We start from the raw sequence: 14,765 nt of genomic DNA, 5'->3' as shown, positions 1-14,765 counted from the left end.
GCTGTTACGTTCAATGATTCATCAATTGTGTCAAGGTCGTGCTCATAAACGGCACTTCCGCCAAAACGGCACCAGTCGTTGCATTCGTAATCGTCACTTTGCCGCCGTCATGCAGACCGGATCCGCCTCGATAAGAACTGGCTGCATCTCGGTAAGCATAGGCCGCTTCCGTTACTGAGCCGCGACTCCAATATTTCGGCCACGTGATATCTCCATCCACTCCACTCTCGAATCCTCCGTTCAATAACCAAGAATCGTTTCCGTTCGGCACAACAATTCACTCATCCAATCCCCCCTATCGATCCGATCATATGCTAAAATTTTAATATGAATATTACCACAGGGACAACGAACAATAACAAAGCTGTTTATATAATTCAATCATTAACCTTCAAAAAAAAATCTCAAGGAGGCCGTTACATGCTTTCTATCAAATCTGTCATTTATGACGATCGCATCGAAAAATGGAGCATCAACGACAAAAAAGTGCCGCATCATATTCTGATTTTCGTAACAAGCGGAAAGGTAGTCTACCATCTTTTGGATCAAGTCGTCGAGCTGAAGCAAGGCGACGTGATGTTCATTCCGGCCGGAACGAGCCGTTCCTGTCAAAACGAAGACAAAGAGCTGCACCAGAAATATTCCACCCACTTCACTTCAACAGGAAATGCGGATGCCGCTCTTGCTCCTTTGAGGGCAAACGGCTTCTTTACCTGCAAAATCCAAAACGAAATCTACTTTAAGCAGCGGTTTTCCGTCCTTTTAATGCAATGGTTCAACCAAACGTCCGGCAACGAGCTGATTTGCGAAGGAATCTTGACGGAGCTGCTCGGGTGGGTCATTCAGGAACATTCCCGGAAACAAGGCGTGTCCGCAGTCAAGCAGGATCTGATGAATCGGCTGCAGTCCTACATTATTCACAACCATTGCAAACCGCTCCGCCTGTCCGATCTCGCCGATCACATTGAGCGTTCGCCAAATCATGTAACCAAATTGTTCAAAGAAACGCTTGGACAAACCCCGGTTGAATACATTCGTCAAGTCAAAGTATCCGTAGCCTGTGAGCTGCTCAAGAACAGCGGGATGACGATAGCGGAAATATCCGATCATCTCGGGTTTTGCGAGCAATCCCATTTCCACCGCGTCTTTAAAACATGTACCGGACTTGCACCATCAGCCGTTCAGAAAGGACACCCCGTTGCATTCATGCCGCTCAGGGAGATGACTCTTCGCTCCAGGCAAATTTATTATTGATTGAATTGTTCAAATAACAATTTTTCCACTCATGGATGACCGCACGAATATATATTAAAATGTCCCCTGTAGAATCAATTAATCTGATTATTTGTGGATAAAGGAGACGAATGAGCCCCTTCGAACGGCAAGATAATCATGATTAAATCACACAAAAGATGGACAGGAGGAATCAGATGAATAAGCGGAAAATTCGCCTGGAAAACCAATACGTCGGTCTTGCCTTTGACAGCGTGACAGGCGAACTTGTGGAGCTCGTGAACAACATTACCGGCGAAAATCTGTTGAAAAATTGGTTTCGCAATCGCAGTATGCCGTTCGCTCTGATGCTGAGAAAAGGCAGTGAAGAGCCGTTTTGTGTCGGAGCCCCGGCTTCTCGCGAAGCGGCGGTCAATAACAAGCTGAAACCGCACATCAGTTTAGCCTCGTCTGAGGAAGGCATCTCTGACATTCGGATGCGGTACGAATACCTTCACTCCCCCGTCGGGGATCTTCACATTGCCGTGGAGATCGGCGTCCGGATTGTTCCGGGCGATCCGGAGACGGTTTGGACGATCCGGTTGGAGCACCAGGAACCGGATATCGTCGTGGAAGAGGTTCGTTTTCCATGCTTATTCGGCGTGTACTGGGGAGAGACGTGGCAAGACGATACACTTGTCTATCCGTTCAATGCCGGTGAAAAAATTACGAATGCAGTGGAAACATACGCCGCCCCCCCTTCCATCATCCATTGGAAGTGGCAGGATTACAAGTACAACTACTATTTAAACGGAGTCAATTCAAAAAGGGAAAAGGACGGTTCGTTTGTTCGGGAGCATCGATATTCCGGGCCTCTTTCCATGATGTGGCTGGATTATTACAGTGACAGCCATGGCCTCTATCTTGCCTCCTACGATGAGCAATTTCACGTGGCAGGCTTGCATTGCGAAACGTTCGGCCCCGCCGAGCCGGGCATGGGCTTCTATGCCATTCGGTATCCATTCCTGGAAAATGAAGAAACATGGAATTCGGGACGATATGCCGTTGCAATTCATCCGAGAGATTGGCATTGGGGGGCGGACCGGTACCGGGGATGGCGGAAGGGAGTCGGCAGCGAACGCGAGATCGCCGTTCCGGAATGGTTTGCAAAGAGTGCCGGACTCGTAGCCCATTATGACTTCAAATATCAGGATGGAACAATTGTTCATAAGTTTCGGGACTTGCCCCGGCTCTATGAGCAAGCAAAGCAAATGGGACTCAATCATCTGCTCCTGTCCGGCTGGCATGTCGATGGTTTCGACCATGGCTTCCCGATTTATCGGCCCGACCCGGAACTGGGCACCGCCGAGGAGCTGGCTGAACATGTTCAGGCGATTCGCCGGAACGGCGGTCATGTGGCGTTTTACATCAATTCGAAATTATTGAATATGAAGTATGAGGAGCTTGCATCATTAAGAGATGATTATGCCGTACACAACCGTACCGGACTTATGAAGATCGAACGTTACGGCGACGACAACCTTTCTTTTGCCGTCTTATGCAATGGATCGGAAGGCTGGCGGCACTATTTGTTCGAAACGGTTCGCTTTTTGGTGGACAAAATAGGGGCGGACTCGATGTACTTCGATCAGTTGGGAATGTCGCCGCCGCCGTTTTGCTTTCGCGCGGATCATAACCACCGCCACGACGGATGGAATATCGGATATGGTCAGTTTCTAGACCAGGTCAATGAACGGTTCGCCATCGGCTCGATGTACGAGGGTGTTACCGACATTCACGGAAACAAAATATGCGGGCAGCTGATCTCGACATTTTTTTATCACCATAGCGGAGCTTTTCCGGAATTGTACCGGTATACGTTCCCCGATCAGAGGCTGATCGATATGATTTACCCTTCTAAAAAGCAGGCCATGCGTCCTGTACACGTCTCCCAGGTTTCCCGGGACATGATCGACCGGGCGTTTTTGATCGGATGCTACTTGTGGATGTATGACCTTGAAAATGACAATACGTTCCAGAGCGATCCCGACATGCTGAACTACGTGATGAAGGTTGTCCGGCTGCGAAAGCAGTGGCTGGAGCTTTACGGCCAAGGAACATTTCTTGATGATACCGAAATCGTTCATTCGACGTCTGGAGTAACGGCAAAGACCTTCCGTTTTGAAAATCGGAAAACGATCATAACCGTATGCAGCCGGAATCCGGAATCGGCATGGACGATCGATTTCAAACCGAAGGGACGGACTGTGAAGAGTGCTGTTCTGTATGAGTTAGCGACAGATTCTCACGAAGGCGAGCCGGCTTCAAATTGCAAAATACTCAGTGTCACTCCGTTGACGCACGAGGGAGAGCCAATTATGCAGATCACCGCAGCATCGGCAAGACTGGCTTTCATTCATATTCTTTACGACGAGATGTAAGGGGCAATGATGCCGGAAATGAACAGCGATCCTACTGAGCTTGTTGTCATTAAGCAGACAAACGCAATACATTTTTATATCAAAGGAACGAATCCGAAAAGCAACCGTTATCTTCATTATCAGTTGAAGCGATTTCAGGTTCCATTCGATGCAGATGCCGTCAAACCGAATCATAACTTGGATGTATGGCGAATGCATGAGGTGTACGAGGTCGAACGAACCGGCGCGTATTCGTTTTCGAACGTCAGATCAGGTCCGATCGTGCACGGAGGCGAATGGGAATGCGCAATCATGGAAAAGGACGCCTCGGATTTCATGGGAGGAAATGCCCACGGGGACGAGATTATGTTAAACGCCCGTTTTTTCTTCGACGATGTGGAGCAGGATCCGAGCATTCCCGGTACATTTACATGCAGATCCATCACTTTTATTTCTCATTCCCGATTATTCCGGGATATCAAGCATCTATCGGCAGGACAATGGATTGTAGATCCGACAAGAAGCATCCCCGTAGCCAAACATTGCAAATTGTTTCGCATCCATTCCAGCCGGATTTGCCTGGACCAAGAGATCGAATGGCTTGTCGACACGGCGCTGAGCCGCTCCTATTTCGCCATGCTGCCGATCAAACGGAAATTACTCGGGGCTTCGGCCGACCAAATAACCGATCGCCTATGCTGCGATTCCGATCCTGAATCTTACGATATATCCAGGGATGGATTTACCCATGAAGCGAATCGGAAACGTCCCGGTATCAGGAAAGTGATGGCATGGGGAACATCGTCTGGGATTTCCGCCGAACTGGAGATTCAAGAACGGAACGTATGGTTCCCGAATGAAAATCATCACGTCTCGAATGCGGAGCTCTACAACAAATTGTACTTCGACTTCTCCGGAGAATGCAGCGTCAGTCCGGGTGATGTCTGGTTGCAAAAAGCCAAATATGTCCTTAACACGGTAAACTGACGCGATCAATGCTATTTAAGCGACGATTCCTGTTATGCAGCGCATGGTCGCCATAGTCGCCATCTCAGGGAACATCTTGTTAGCAAAATTCCGAAACAGCCCTAACGGCGCCGGCAATGCCAGCAAGGCGTTCCCAATCTGCGGCGTTATTCCGGTTACAAAGAAGTCTATTAGCAATTTAATTTACGAAAGAGGTGACGGCATTGCAACGTATGGGCATTGGATTACAGTTGTACACCCTACGGGATCATATGGCCGCCGATCCGGCTGGAACGCTAAGCAAAGTAGCGGAGCTCGGTTATGAAGGCGTCGAATTCGCCGGATACTTCGGCACGCCGGCTGTAGAGCTGCGCGCGCTGCTCGATGAACTCGGCCTGAAAGCGATCGGCAGTCACGTAAGTCTATCCAATATCCGCAATAATTTGTTTGGCGAAATCGAGTATCTGAAAACCATCGGCGGACAATATCTGATTTGCCCCATTGTACCTAATAGCGAAAGGAAGACTGAGGAAGACTGGACCCGCTTGTTCGCATACTTTCAGGAGGTTGGCGCAGAGGTGCGCATGTACGGTCTGCAGTTCGGCTATCATAACCACGCATTTGAGTTCGAGAGCAGGATCGGCGGGCAGGTTGTTTTTGATGCCTTGTACGCTTCCACCGGCGCGGATGAGGTGCAGGCTGAGATGGACGTCTGCTGGGTGCAGTACGCGAAGCAGGATCTGCTTGATTACATTGGCCGTTATGTGGGAAGGCTGCCGCTGCTGCATCTGAAAGACTTCAACCGCAGTGCGGACAATCGGATACAGACGCTTGAACTGGGACAAGGCGAAGTAAACTTGCCGGCTGTCATCACCGCTTCGGGCGCGGCCGGGGTCAAATGGCTCATCATCGAGCAGGACAGCTGCCAGAAGCCGCCGCTCGAATGTGTCGCAAACAGCCTGCGCTGGTTGAAGCAGCATTATCCTGTTTCATTATCAAAACCTGAAGGAGACGTGTAACCTTGAGCAAATTGAGAATCGCCCTCATCGGCTGCGGTGCGATCGCCATCCGGCGCCATGTCCCGGAGTATGCGCAAAACCCGAATGTAGAGCTGGTTGCTTTTAGCGACCCTGTCACCGAGCGGGCGGAAAAGCTGGCTGAAACGTACAAAGCACAAGCTTTTGCCGATTATGAAACCATGCTGAAAAATGTAAAGGTTGATGCGGTCAGCGTTTGTACACCGAACGATCTGCACGCTCCTGCCGCAATTGCCGCTGCAAACGCCGGCGCTCATGTACTGGTTGAAAAGCCGATGGCGACAACCGCCGCAGAAGGTTTAGCCATGATCGAGGCTGCCCACCGCAACGGCGTTTATCTGATGGTCAGCCACAACCAGCGGTGATACCACCTCATGTGAAAGCGAAAGAAATTTTGGTGTCCGGACGACTCGGCAAAGTGCTGACATTCCGCACCTCATTCGGCCATCCCGGCCCGGAAGGCTGGAGCTTGGACGGCCGAAACAGCTGGTTTTTCCGCAAGGCCGAAGCCGTAATGGGCGCTATGGGTGACCTGGGCGTCCATAAGTCCGACCTGATCCGCTGGCTGCTGGACGACTAAGTAAGCGAAGTAGTCGCTTTTGTCGAAACGCTGCATAAAGCAGGCACGGATGTTGACGACAACTCCATCTGCCTGTTGCGGATGAAGAGCGGAACCATTGGCACGCTTGCCGCCAGCTGGACGTATTACAAAGGTCAGGACAACAGCACGGTGCTTTGGTGCGAGAACGGAGTGATGAAGATCGGAACTCACCCGGAAGACCAAGTGATCGTGGAACTGCGAGGCGGGACGATCGAACGGTACAAGGTAGGCGCGATCGCAACGAACGAGAAACAAACGTACAGCGGCGTCATTGATGCCTTCGTCAACAGCATCCTTACCAAGACGCCGCCGGAAATTTCGGGCGAGGAAGGGCTGCGGTCTCTTCAGGTCATATTGGCCGCGTTCGAATCGAAAGCAACCGGCAATTTCATCAACTTGGAATAAACAACACAAAAACGTACACTTTGCAAGCTGTACCGGCATTGCAAGTGTGCGTTTTGCTTCTATGACTTCTGCTTCATTGCAGCTGACGATCACATCGGCGAACCGGCTGCAGCTTGCGTTGCTCGAAGGAATTGAATCTTAACTCCAATACTCTTTTCGCTGAACACGTTAAACTCTGAAAGTCAAAAAGACCCGAAGCAGTGCTTCAGATCCGTGCTATAACTTATATTTAGCGGCAAAAGCTTTCGTTCCCTGCCCCAGCCTGTGCCAGAGCAGTTTCCAAACCAGCTGCAAACGCTGGCTGAACGACTTTGTTCGACCCAGCGGCTTCAGCATGAGCAAGCTGATGTTATCATCAGTCCGCCGGTCCATTGCCTTTGACATCAGCGCTTCGACAATTTCTTGCGGATCTTCGCCGTTAGAGTAAGCTCGCTGCAGTAATAGCGAGACGAATTCCCTTTCTCGGCCTTCGACGAGAAGCTTTCAAACCAAGCTTTCACCGACTTCCATTCATGCTGCGTCCCTTTTGGGTCCAAAAGTTGCCCGTTGCCTAATTACTTTTTTGTCAATAAGAAAACAGGCAAAAGCCCCTTCTTCGCCGGTCGAACGGCTTGCAGAAGGGGCATCATTCTTATTCCTCCCTATTTCCAGGGGAACAACGGTGAGTTGACGATCGTTCCCAGGGGATTCGGCTAAGCTGTCATAATCATGCTTATGAATTCCAGACGGAAACGTGTGGAGAATGCCCACTATTCATTTGAAGGATATGGCTGATGATATGGCGGGGGCCTCCACAGCCTTTGGCGCAGGCATACTTCTTCTGCTTGATTATGGAATGTTGATCAAAGATTTTGCTTTGACTCCGAGACTGGGGGCTGTATGGTTGGTGAACCGGCCGTCAACTGCGACTGCCGATGGGTCGGCGTACAAGATGCGGATCGGGTAATACTGCGTCGTACCGCCATCGCCTTGCGGCAGCAGGAATGCCGCCTTTATCAGTCGCGTTGCGCTGCCTTCCAGATATGCTCCGCTCTTCAAGTTGTTTACGGTAAACACTTGGCCGTTCTCCGACATTGTAGAGCCGGTGTCATGCACATACTCGCACAGTCGGGACACGAAGCCGCTGGAGCCGCATTCGCGCATATGGTTGCCGCCGGTTTGTACGAGCCTGATGTTGTATGTAGAAATACCGGCGTAACTGGTTGCTGTCGTTATGTTCTCTGTTCCCGGATTGACGTCCCTGCCGCATCGGATAGTCGTGTTGCCGGTTAGCGTTATTTGATCGCGTCCTGCTACGCTGATTCCTGTTCGTGTCGCATCTCTGACCGTGTTCCCGGTTAGTGCCGAACTGAGATCCGTATTGCCCCATATCGTATCGGCCGGCACGTTAATGCCGAATCCGATCAACTGAGACAGCACGTTCCCGGCTATAACCGCATCGCCGACGACGCGGATTCCGTCGCCCGTGATGTAGTCGATGACATTGCCACCGATTTTGACCGGCTTCTGGTATTGGGTCAGTATACCGCCGCTTGCTATCCGGGTTGCCGTAGGCAGTTTTCCCGCCCCGGTTATCGTGTTGCCTTCTATAGAGATGTCTTCGGAAGATTTGGCGAAAGAAGTACCGGCTCGATCAAATCCATAAACTCCATACTCATACGGATTCCGGATCGTGTTGCCTTGGACCGAAACCCTCGCATTGCTGGGCTCTACGCCTCCGGCCAAAATTGTAATGGCGGCGGTGAGAACGACCGAGTTGTTGCCCGGCATAACGGACTTGGCTCCGGCCTCGTGAATAATGTTATGCGTAACGTCGATATCTTCGCCCTGAGCGATCAAGATGGAGTGGTAACGGGTTGTCTTGATCAGGTTATGATCGACGGTAATGCGCTTGTTGCGGGCAAACTCAATCCTGTTCTGCATTTGGCCTATACCGACCGCGTTGTCCCCGATGAAGTTCATTCGGTTGTGCGCGACGGTGACTTCCTCGCACCACTCCACGATAAATACCGCATTGGCTTTCTGAGCGAAGTCGGTCGGGTTATACAGCTTGTTCCGGCTAATATCCGCCCCGTGAACGGCCTTGAGCCAAATTTGGCTCCCGCGAATCGAGCTGATTTTATTGTTCCGGAAAACAATCTCGGTCGAGATCGTGGCCGTCTCGCCGCCCACCGCGACTTTCCCCTGTGCGACCAGCCCATCCCAAGCAAAATCATAGATGCGGGTACCGCTTACCTCGCAATGGTGGCAACTGGCGAAGGATACTGCAAACGCATAATTGACGGCAGGACGCGTTCTATCCCATATGTTGCCGCCTTTAGCCTCATCGCGGACGATCTGTCCATCCATACCGATCCCGCTAATCGTAATGTCCGTGCAAGTGTTAAACGAAAAAATTCCTTTGAGGCCCATCTTGTGAAGCGTTCCTTCACCCTCGATTCGCTTGCTATTGTAACCTTGGATGAAAATGGATCCCTCGGCAGCGACGCCATAATCCCCCTTCGGGATAACAGTCTTATAAACAGACTTGATGGTTGTTTCTATTACCATCCGGTTATCGAACCCAGTTGCCCCATCCCAATCGGCTATCGCTCCGAACATTTGCACCGGATAGCTTTCGAGTTCAGGACGACAGAAGCATCCAAGCCCGCCTGGCTGAAACTCGCCGACATCAAGAAGAAAGTTGGGATGACCTGCACGAGATCCGTCCCACGGAACAGTCGGGCTTATTACGGTCCCGCCGTTATGTTCGCTCTTTGGCTTGCCCGGGTTCCAATAGAACAGGCCGCCGCCATAATCCGTATTCGCGTGGTATCCCTGCAAGATGTACAAGGTGTCAACTGTCATCGGTGCGGTGAGAAGATCAACCATGCTTTTCAGAACCGCAGTATTACCGTAGTCCTTCAACTTCGGATCTTTCGGCGGCTTATCCGGATTCTTGGCCTTATCTCCGTATACCGATTCCAATACGGAAGTGGCGTTGGCATGAGCGGAGCTGAGCGTCGATCCGATGACCGCAGCCCCTGCCATCCCAAGCGAAGCCAGCACTGCTCTTCTGCTGATCGCGCTGTTCCGTCCAGTTTGTGTCTCTTCCTCGCTTCGCCCGGTCATCTTTACATGGTTATCGTCCATCGTACATTCCTCCTACTACGTAATGAAATCGCTTAAATACCGATCGAATATAATCCTGTGGTCCGGGCGGGACACGCTCCGCATGGGACGAATCCCCCGATTTGACTTTTCTACCAAAAATGTCCGTACAATGCTCTTGAGCTAGGGGAAAACGCTTTGATTTCGCTGCTGACCTGAATCGCTTTATAGCTCCACCCCAATCTTGCCATCCTCTACGAAGACTTTATAGCACCGCAGCCTGACTTTCTCCTTCGCAAGCGACTTTCCCGTCTTCAAATCGAACTCCCATCCGTGCCAAGGGCACCGGACGATCTCTCCCTCCCGCCCGAATTTGTACTCATACACCCTCTACTCCAAGCTCGTTCCGCATACTGGCCCTTTGCAAATCTCCGCCCCCTGATGCGGGCAATAATTGAGGATGGCATAAAATTCACCTTTTACATCGAAGATGCTCTTCAAATGCTTGGGATTGGCCGGTTCCTCAATGGGCTGTGTCGTGAAGAAGCAATGGTCGCGGATGTATTCACTCGGCATCCTCTTCAGCCAAGGCACTTGCGCACGCAGCGCCATGTAATTCTTGTCGAGCCTCCACATCAGGTGTGGCAGCCAAGCTACTCCGCCCTCGATAAACACGAACCGCAGCCCGGGAAACTTCTCGAAGACCCCTTCGCATACAAGGCTGGTGAGCTGCGCCATGAAGTTCTGTGAGAGGCATGTATGCCACTCGATGTACCAGGTAGGGTATCCCGCCGCAGTCGGGGGATTCGCTTGTCCCGCACCCTCCGCCCCCGGATGAACCGCGACCGGCAGACCATTGCGCTCAGCCGCTTCGTAGATCGGGTGGAAGTAACGCTGCCCGAGCGGCATCCGGGTTGCACTGCTCATGATGACCTGGACCATTCCGGGATGGGACCCGATTCGATCTATCTCACGGGCTGCCAAGAACGGATCTTGTGCCGACACCAGAATCGAGCCTTTGAACCGGTGGTCTTTGCTCAGCCAAGTGTCGATGAGCAGATCGTTATAAGCGCTGCAGACAACCGCAGCAAAATCCGGCTCGTGCCCTACCGAGATGCTGAACAAGTTCCCGGTCAGGATGGCGTAATCCACGTTATACGAATCAATCAATTGTTCGATGACAAAATCTGAGTCGGAGCCGACTTATCCTCCTCCCGGCGGTACGGCATCCTTTCTTCCGACTCCAATCGGGGAGTAATAACCGGAGAACATCAAGCCGAGACCGTTCTCCGCCACCCTCGTTTTCCAAGGCTCCTCCAGGTAAGGGACCAGGTCCAAATGGCTCTTTAACGCGTTATGGACGTCGCAATCAATCACTTTCGATCTTGGTTTCATCACAAATCTCCTTGTGTAGTTGGTCAGAAGCGTTCTGTAATGTGATTGTAATATATCCTTGTTCGTTGTACCATGAACTTAACGGCATTTATTTGAATGATTCAATCACAATTCTATATTTTTTTACTTAGGGAGGCGCTTACATGTTGGGGATTAAATCGGTGATTTTCGATGATCGTATCGAAAACTGGAGGATTTCGGATAGCGCGATCCCCCATCATATCCTGATTTTCATGATGGCCCGTCATCCTCGTCTATGCGATGCGAGCCTATTCCCCGATACCTGCAACGCTATTTTTTCTCCCCGAATTTCAGCTTGTACTGATCGGCATACTCCTTCAATATTTTTTGAACGTCAGGATCCGCCTTCAAACGGTTCTCAACTTGTCAAGCCAGTCCTTACGAATATGCAGCGATTGATCGGTCAATCCGCGTGGACGCGGTATCGCAAATACTTTGCCGTCAATTTTGGAATTATCCCAAATTTGCTTCGGAATTCCCGCCAGATTCGGATACATGAATAGCCCTTATGGCCAAATCACATTGGCTTGCCGTATCATCCCCTTAGTTCACCAGCAGCTTTGCGAGCAAGGTTAGGTCGGTGGGAGTCAAAACGCCGTCTCCGTCCAGATCGGCTGGCTTCAAGCGCTTCCAATCTGGATCAAAGCTACCTTTGCCCAGGTTAACGGAAGCGACGGACAAGTCGCCTACGGACACTTTGCCGTCCCGGTTTACGTCCCCAGGAGTAACACGTTCAACGAGAATGTCCAACGAGGCAGAAGCAGCTTCGCTTTCTATGCCCAGAGCGTCGCCTAGCATAACTTTCGATACCGTAACATTCGCTGTACCCGTTTGTTGAATGTTTTTGGCTTTGAACGCGATTGCGATTATGTCCCCATCGCCGGTGAACCCGCAGCAGGACCCTTGGCTCGCTACAATGACCCGCAGCTTGCCTTCATCTTGTTTAACAGCTCTTACAATGCTGATGCCTTCCCGTAAAGATTGAACGGAAATGTATTTCAGCAATGCAGGATCGAAGCTGACGATAATATCTTGAGCGTACACGCTTTCCGTTACTCCCTTTAACCCGTACCGTACCGCAAAATCCTCTCCCGGGCTTACAAACCCGTCACCGGTTAACATCGATTTTGCAGCTATGCTGGAATTGCTGCTCTGCACCATCACAGGAACAGCCACTGACAGATGGCTGTAAGTTGCCGTAATGACCGTCGAACCTACCGACAAGCCGGTTACTTTACCCGCAGCATCCACTCCCGCTATGAGCGGGCTGCTGTTCGCAAACTCAGCATAAGCCGTCACATCCCGAGATGTGTTGTCTGAAAAGAGTGCCGTCACCGCCAGTTGCTGCTCGCTGCCTATGTCAACGGGAGAGGAAAGCCCGCTAAGCTGCAGCAATCGCACCCCGATAGCTTCCACCGTCAGCTCATAGACGGCGGTTCGCCCTCCGAACGTCGCCGAAATCGCAGCCGTTCCCGCGCTTAATCCCGTTACTAAACCGTAACGCGTCACCGTCGCTACCGCATTGTCGCTGCTTGCGTACTGCACGTCGGCCGTCACATTGCTTTCCGTTCCATTATTGTAGCTTGCCGCTGCCGACAATTGAACTCGATCTCCCTTGATTAACGGAGTGGAAGAGGCTGAGCTCAGTTGAAGGGCTTGGACCGTCCCCCCTACAGCTTTCTCCGAAAGCGAAACGATGCTGTTAGGTGCGACCGTAACCGTAACCTCTCCGGCCGCTGAGCCTGCAATATCCTGTCCCAGCGAGTTCCGTGTAAATTCGCCGCTGCTGCGCACGGAAAACATGCGGCTTCCGACCCCGGTAAGCTTCACTTGGCGCGTTTCGGTTGCGGTGTTAATCAGGACGACTTCCAGCCTTCTGTCGGGCTTTTCGAACGCGACGGTGTACAGATCGGAAACTGACGAAGCATCAGGATGAGCCCCGATCATGACGGAGCCCGACGGCGCCGCATCATAAAAATGCTTAAGCATGTCATAGACGGGGTACCACGTTTTGCCGCTGTAGCTGTAAATGACCAAGCCTCCGCTATCCGTCGCCGAATACGCGAAGTATTGCAGCAAATTCGCCCTGCTGTAAGTGAGCGAATCGTGAATGGCAACGGCGTTATTCATCGCGCGTGACCATTTGTCTTTGTCCGTTACGATGATCTGGTCTTCTTGCTCGCCGACATGCAGCTTGACGCCGTAAGTCCGGGCCGCTTCCTCGTACCGCTGCAGCCCAGCGACAGATCGCTCGTAAGCGTGATAGGAAAGAGTGTTAAAAAGCCTTTGCCCTTCTGGATTCGCATAAGCGTCTTCAAACAAGACGCTTTCCGCATACTGTGCGGCGGATATGGTCGCCGCGTTCGTATCGCCGGCCAAATACTCGGCACGATAGCCATTCGCTTGCAGTTTCTGTTTAAGCTTTTGCGTAAGCGACGCGTATCGTGCTGGCGTAATGCCGTTGATATAAACGCCTCCGCCGTTCGGCTCGTTGGCGACCGCAATATAGTCGAAAGTCACGCCGTAATGCTGGCGGGCATATAGCAAATAGCCTGCCATGCTTTCCGCGTATTCGTCGTCCATATCGGCCGGCAGCGTCATCTGGGCGCCGGACCAGTTGTACCCCGGCGGCTTGCCGACCATCCAGTTCGGAAACCGCCACGAACCGAGCGTCAGCTTCACGCCCCGGTTATAGAGCATTTGCAAAGCTAGCAGTTCCTTATGCACATCTCCTTTGTCTCCCGCTTGAAACTCGCTCCAGTCGAATGTTTGCGAATCGCCGTCGTCGTTCGCTTCCTCCATCAAATACCAGTAGCTGCGAACGCGTATATTCGTCGTTTTCAACTCATCCAGCATCTTGTTCATGTAATTCGGATCGTTCGCCGCGAACAGAGGAATAAATTGCGGATACACGTTGCCGCCCCAGCCCTCGATCGTCTGGTGCCGTTCGGCCGTATCAATATGTACGGTCTCCAGGCTTGGCCCGGCGCTCTCGTACACTTCGATCTCGAATATGCGCGCCACTGTATCGTATTGACAGCCGTCTGTCACATATACGCGAAGCTTTTGCGTCTGAATGGGCGCAAACGTCAAATCGTTAAACTGCCCGAGCTTGCCGTCCTTGGCATTGCCGGAAACCGCAGCTGCCGTCACCCAACCGGAGCCGTCCCAATATTGGATCTCGAAATCGACGAGCTGCCAGCCGGGCGACGTCATGTTGCCGCTCCACAGCCGGACGTTATCGATGCTCGCGGGAGCATTCCACTCCAGCTGAAGCCATTGCGGAAGCTTCGGCGTGCCTGCCGGCGGCGTTGCGTACCATTTGGAGCTCCATCTGCTCGCATTATTGTCCTTGATCCCGTCTATGGCTTTGTCCGGCGTGTCCTGCGCTCCGTATGTGCTGGCCGTTACGGTTGCGCCCGGAGCGATGTTCGCGCCCCCTGACGCTTCGGCCAGAAGATTCGACCACGGCGAAGGAGCAATCAGGCCGATCACAAGTGTAACAATCAACATTATGATTACAGGTAATATCCTTCTTTTCATCAGTTAACCTCCGTTACATTATCATCTTCGCTCGTTTGAAAGCGTTTACTTATGATTGGAAAGAAAAGGCCCGCC

General features: G+C 51.7%; 13 protein-coding genes and 1 pseudogene. 5 read left to right on the top strand and 9 right to left on the bottom strand.

Going from position 1 to position 14,765, the window contains the following annotated elements; all coding sequences use genetic code 11:
- Positions 1-10: 10 nt before the first annotated feature.
- Entirely contained in the window at positions 11-271 is a 261-nt protein-coding gene (locus AC58UU_RS10205; RefSeq protein WP_497315233.1) for a hypothetical protein, read from the bottom strand.
- Positions 272-420: 149 nt separating this feature from the next.
- Between AC58UU_RS10205 and AC58UU_RS10200 the strand changes: the two genes are divergently transcribed.
- The 3 genes from AC58UU_RS10200 (at position 421) to AC58UU_RS10190 (ending at position 4,619) form a co-directional block, all read left to right on the top strand.
- Positions 421-1,254: an AraC family transcriptional regulator gene (locus AC58UU_RS10200; protein ID WP_497315231.1), complete on the top strand. Its 834-nt coding sequence runs from the start codon at positions 421-423 to the stop codon at positions 1,252-1,254.
- A gap of 176 nt (positions 1,255-1,430) precedes the next feature.
- A complete protein-coding gene (locus AC58UU_RS10195) occupies positions 1,431-3,653 on the top strand; it encodes a DUF6259 domain-containing protein (RefSeq protein WP_497315230.1) in 2,223 nt (740 codons plus the stop codon).
- 18 nt (positions 3,654-3,671) lie between these two features.
- Positions 3,672-4,619, top strand: coding sequence for a hypothetical protein (locus AC58UU_RS10190; RefSeq protein ID WP_497315228.1), 948 nt, complete (start codon positions 3,672-3,674; stop codon positions 4,617-4,619).
- Between the two features lie 15 nt (positions 4,620-4,634).
- On the opposite strand, the gene AC58UU_RS10185 is transcribed toward AC58UU_RS10190, so the two are convergent.
- Complete coding sequence (locus tag AC58UU_RS10185; protein ID WP_497315226.1) at positions 4,635-4,796, bottom strand: hypothetical protein; 162 nt, start codon at positions 4,794-4,796, stop codon at positions 4,635-4,637.
- A 26-nt stretch (positions 4,797-4,822) separates the two neighbouring features.
- Here AC58UU_RS10185 and AC58UU_RS10180 point away from each other — a divergent pair, with 26 nt between their 5' ends.
- Positions 4,823-5,617 (top strand): sugar phosphate isomerase/epimerase family protein, encoded by a 795-nt coding sequence (locus AC58UU_RS10180; RefSeq protein ID WP_497315564.1) that lies wholly within the window; start codon positions 4,823-4,825, stop codon positions 5,615-5,617.
- A gap of 2 nt (positions 5,618-5,619) precedes the next feature.
- Positions 5,620-6,641: pseudogene (locus tag AC58UU_RS10175) on the top strand (Gfo/Idh/MocA family protein).
- Positions 6,642-6,857: 216 nt separating this feature from the next.
- Here AC58UU_RS10175 and AC58UU_RS10170 read toward each other — a convergent pair.
- The 7 genes from AC58UU_RS10170 to AC58UU_RS10140 all read right to left on the bottom strand — a co-directional run bounded on the left by AC58UU_RS10170 (position 6,858) and on the right by AC58UU_RS10140 (position 14,690).
- Positions 6,858-7,025, bottom strand: a complete 168-nt coding sequence (locus AC58UU_RS10170) for a hypothetical protein (protein WP_497315224.1) — start codon at positions 7,023-7,025, stop codon at positions 6,858-6,860.
- 444 nt (positions 7,026-7,469) lie between these two features.
- Positions 7,470-9,773 carry a right-handed parallel beta-helix repeat-containing protein gene (locus tag AC58UU_RS10165; protein ID WP_497315222.1) on the bottom strand — a complete coding sequence of 768 codons (2,304 nt, stop codon included), beginning with the start codon at positions 9,771-9,773 and terminating at the stop codon, positions 7,470-7,472.
- A 183-nt stretch (positions 9,774-9,956) separates the two neighbouring features.
- Entirely contained in the window at positions 9,957-10,118 is a 162-nt protein-coding gene (locus AC58UU_RS10160; RefSeq protein ID WP_497315221.1) for a Rieske (2Fe-2S) protein, read from the bottom strand.
- A gap of 3 nt (positions 10,119-10,121) precedes the next feature.
- Entirely contained in the window at positions 10,122-10,901 is a 780-nt protein-coding gene (locus AC58UU_RS10155) for an amidohydrolase family protein (RefSeq protein WP_497315219.1), read from the bottom strand.
- A 33-nt stretch (positions 10,902-10,934) separates the two neighbouring features.
- Entirely contained in the window at positions 10,935-11,126 is a 192-nt protein-coding gene (locus AC58UU_RS10150) for a hypothetical protein (protein ID WP_497315217.1), read from the bottom strand.
- A gap of 368 nt (positions 11,127-11,494) precedes the next feature.
- Positions 11,495-11,644, bottom strand: coding sequence for a hypothetical protein (locus AC58UU_RS10145; RefSeq protein ID WP_497315216.1), 150 nt, complete (start codon positions 11,642-11,644; stop codon positions 11,495-11,497).
- Between the two features lie 46 nt (positions 11,645-11,690).
- A complete protein-coding gene (locus AC58UU_RS10140; RefSeq protein ID WP_497315215.1) occupies positions 11,691-14,690 on the bottom strand; it encodes an Ig-like domain-containing protein in 3,000 nt (999 codons plus the stop codon).
- Positions 14,691-14,765: the final 75 nt, after the last annotated feature.

The sequence above is a fragment of the Paenibacillus sp. JT22N1 genome (genome assembly GCF_059692155.1).
This window is presented reverse-complemented; position numbering and strand designations above follow the sequence as displayed.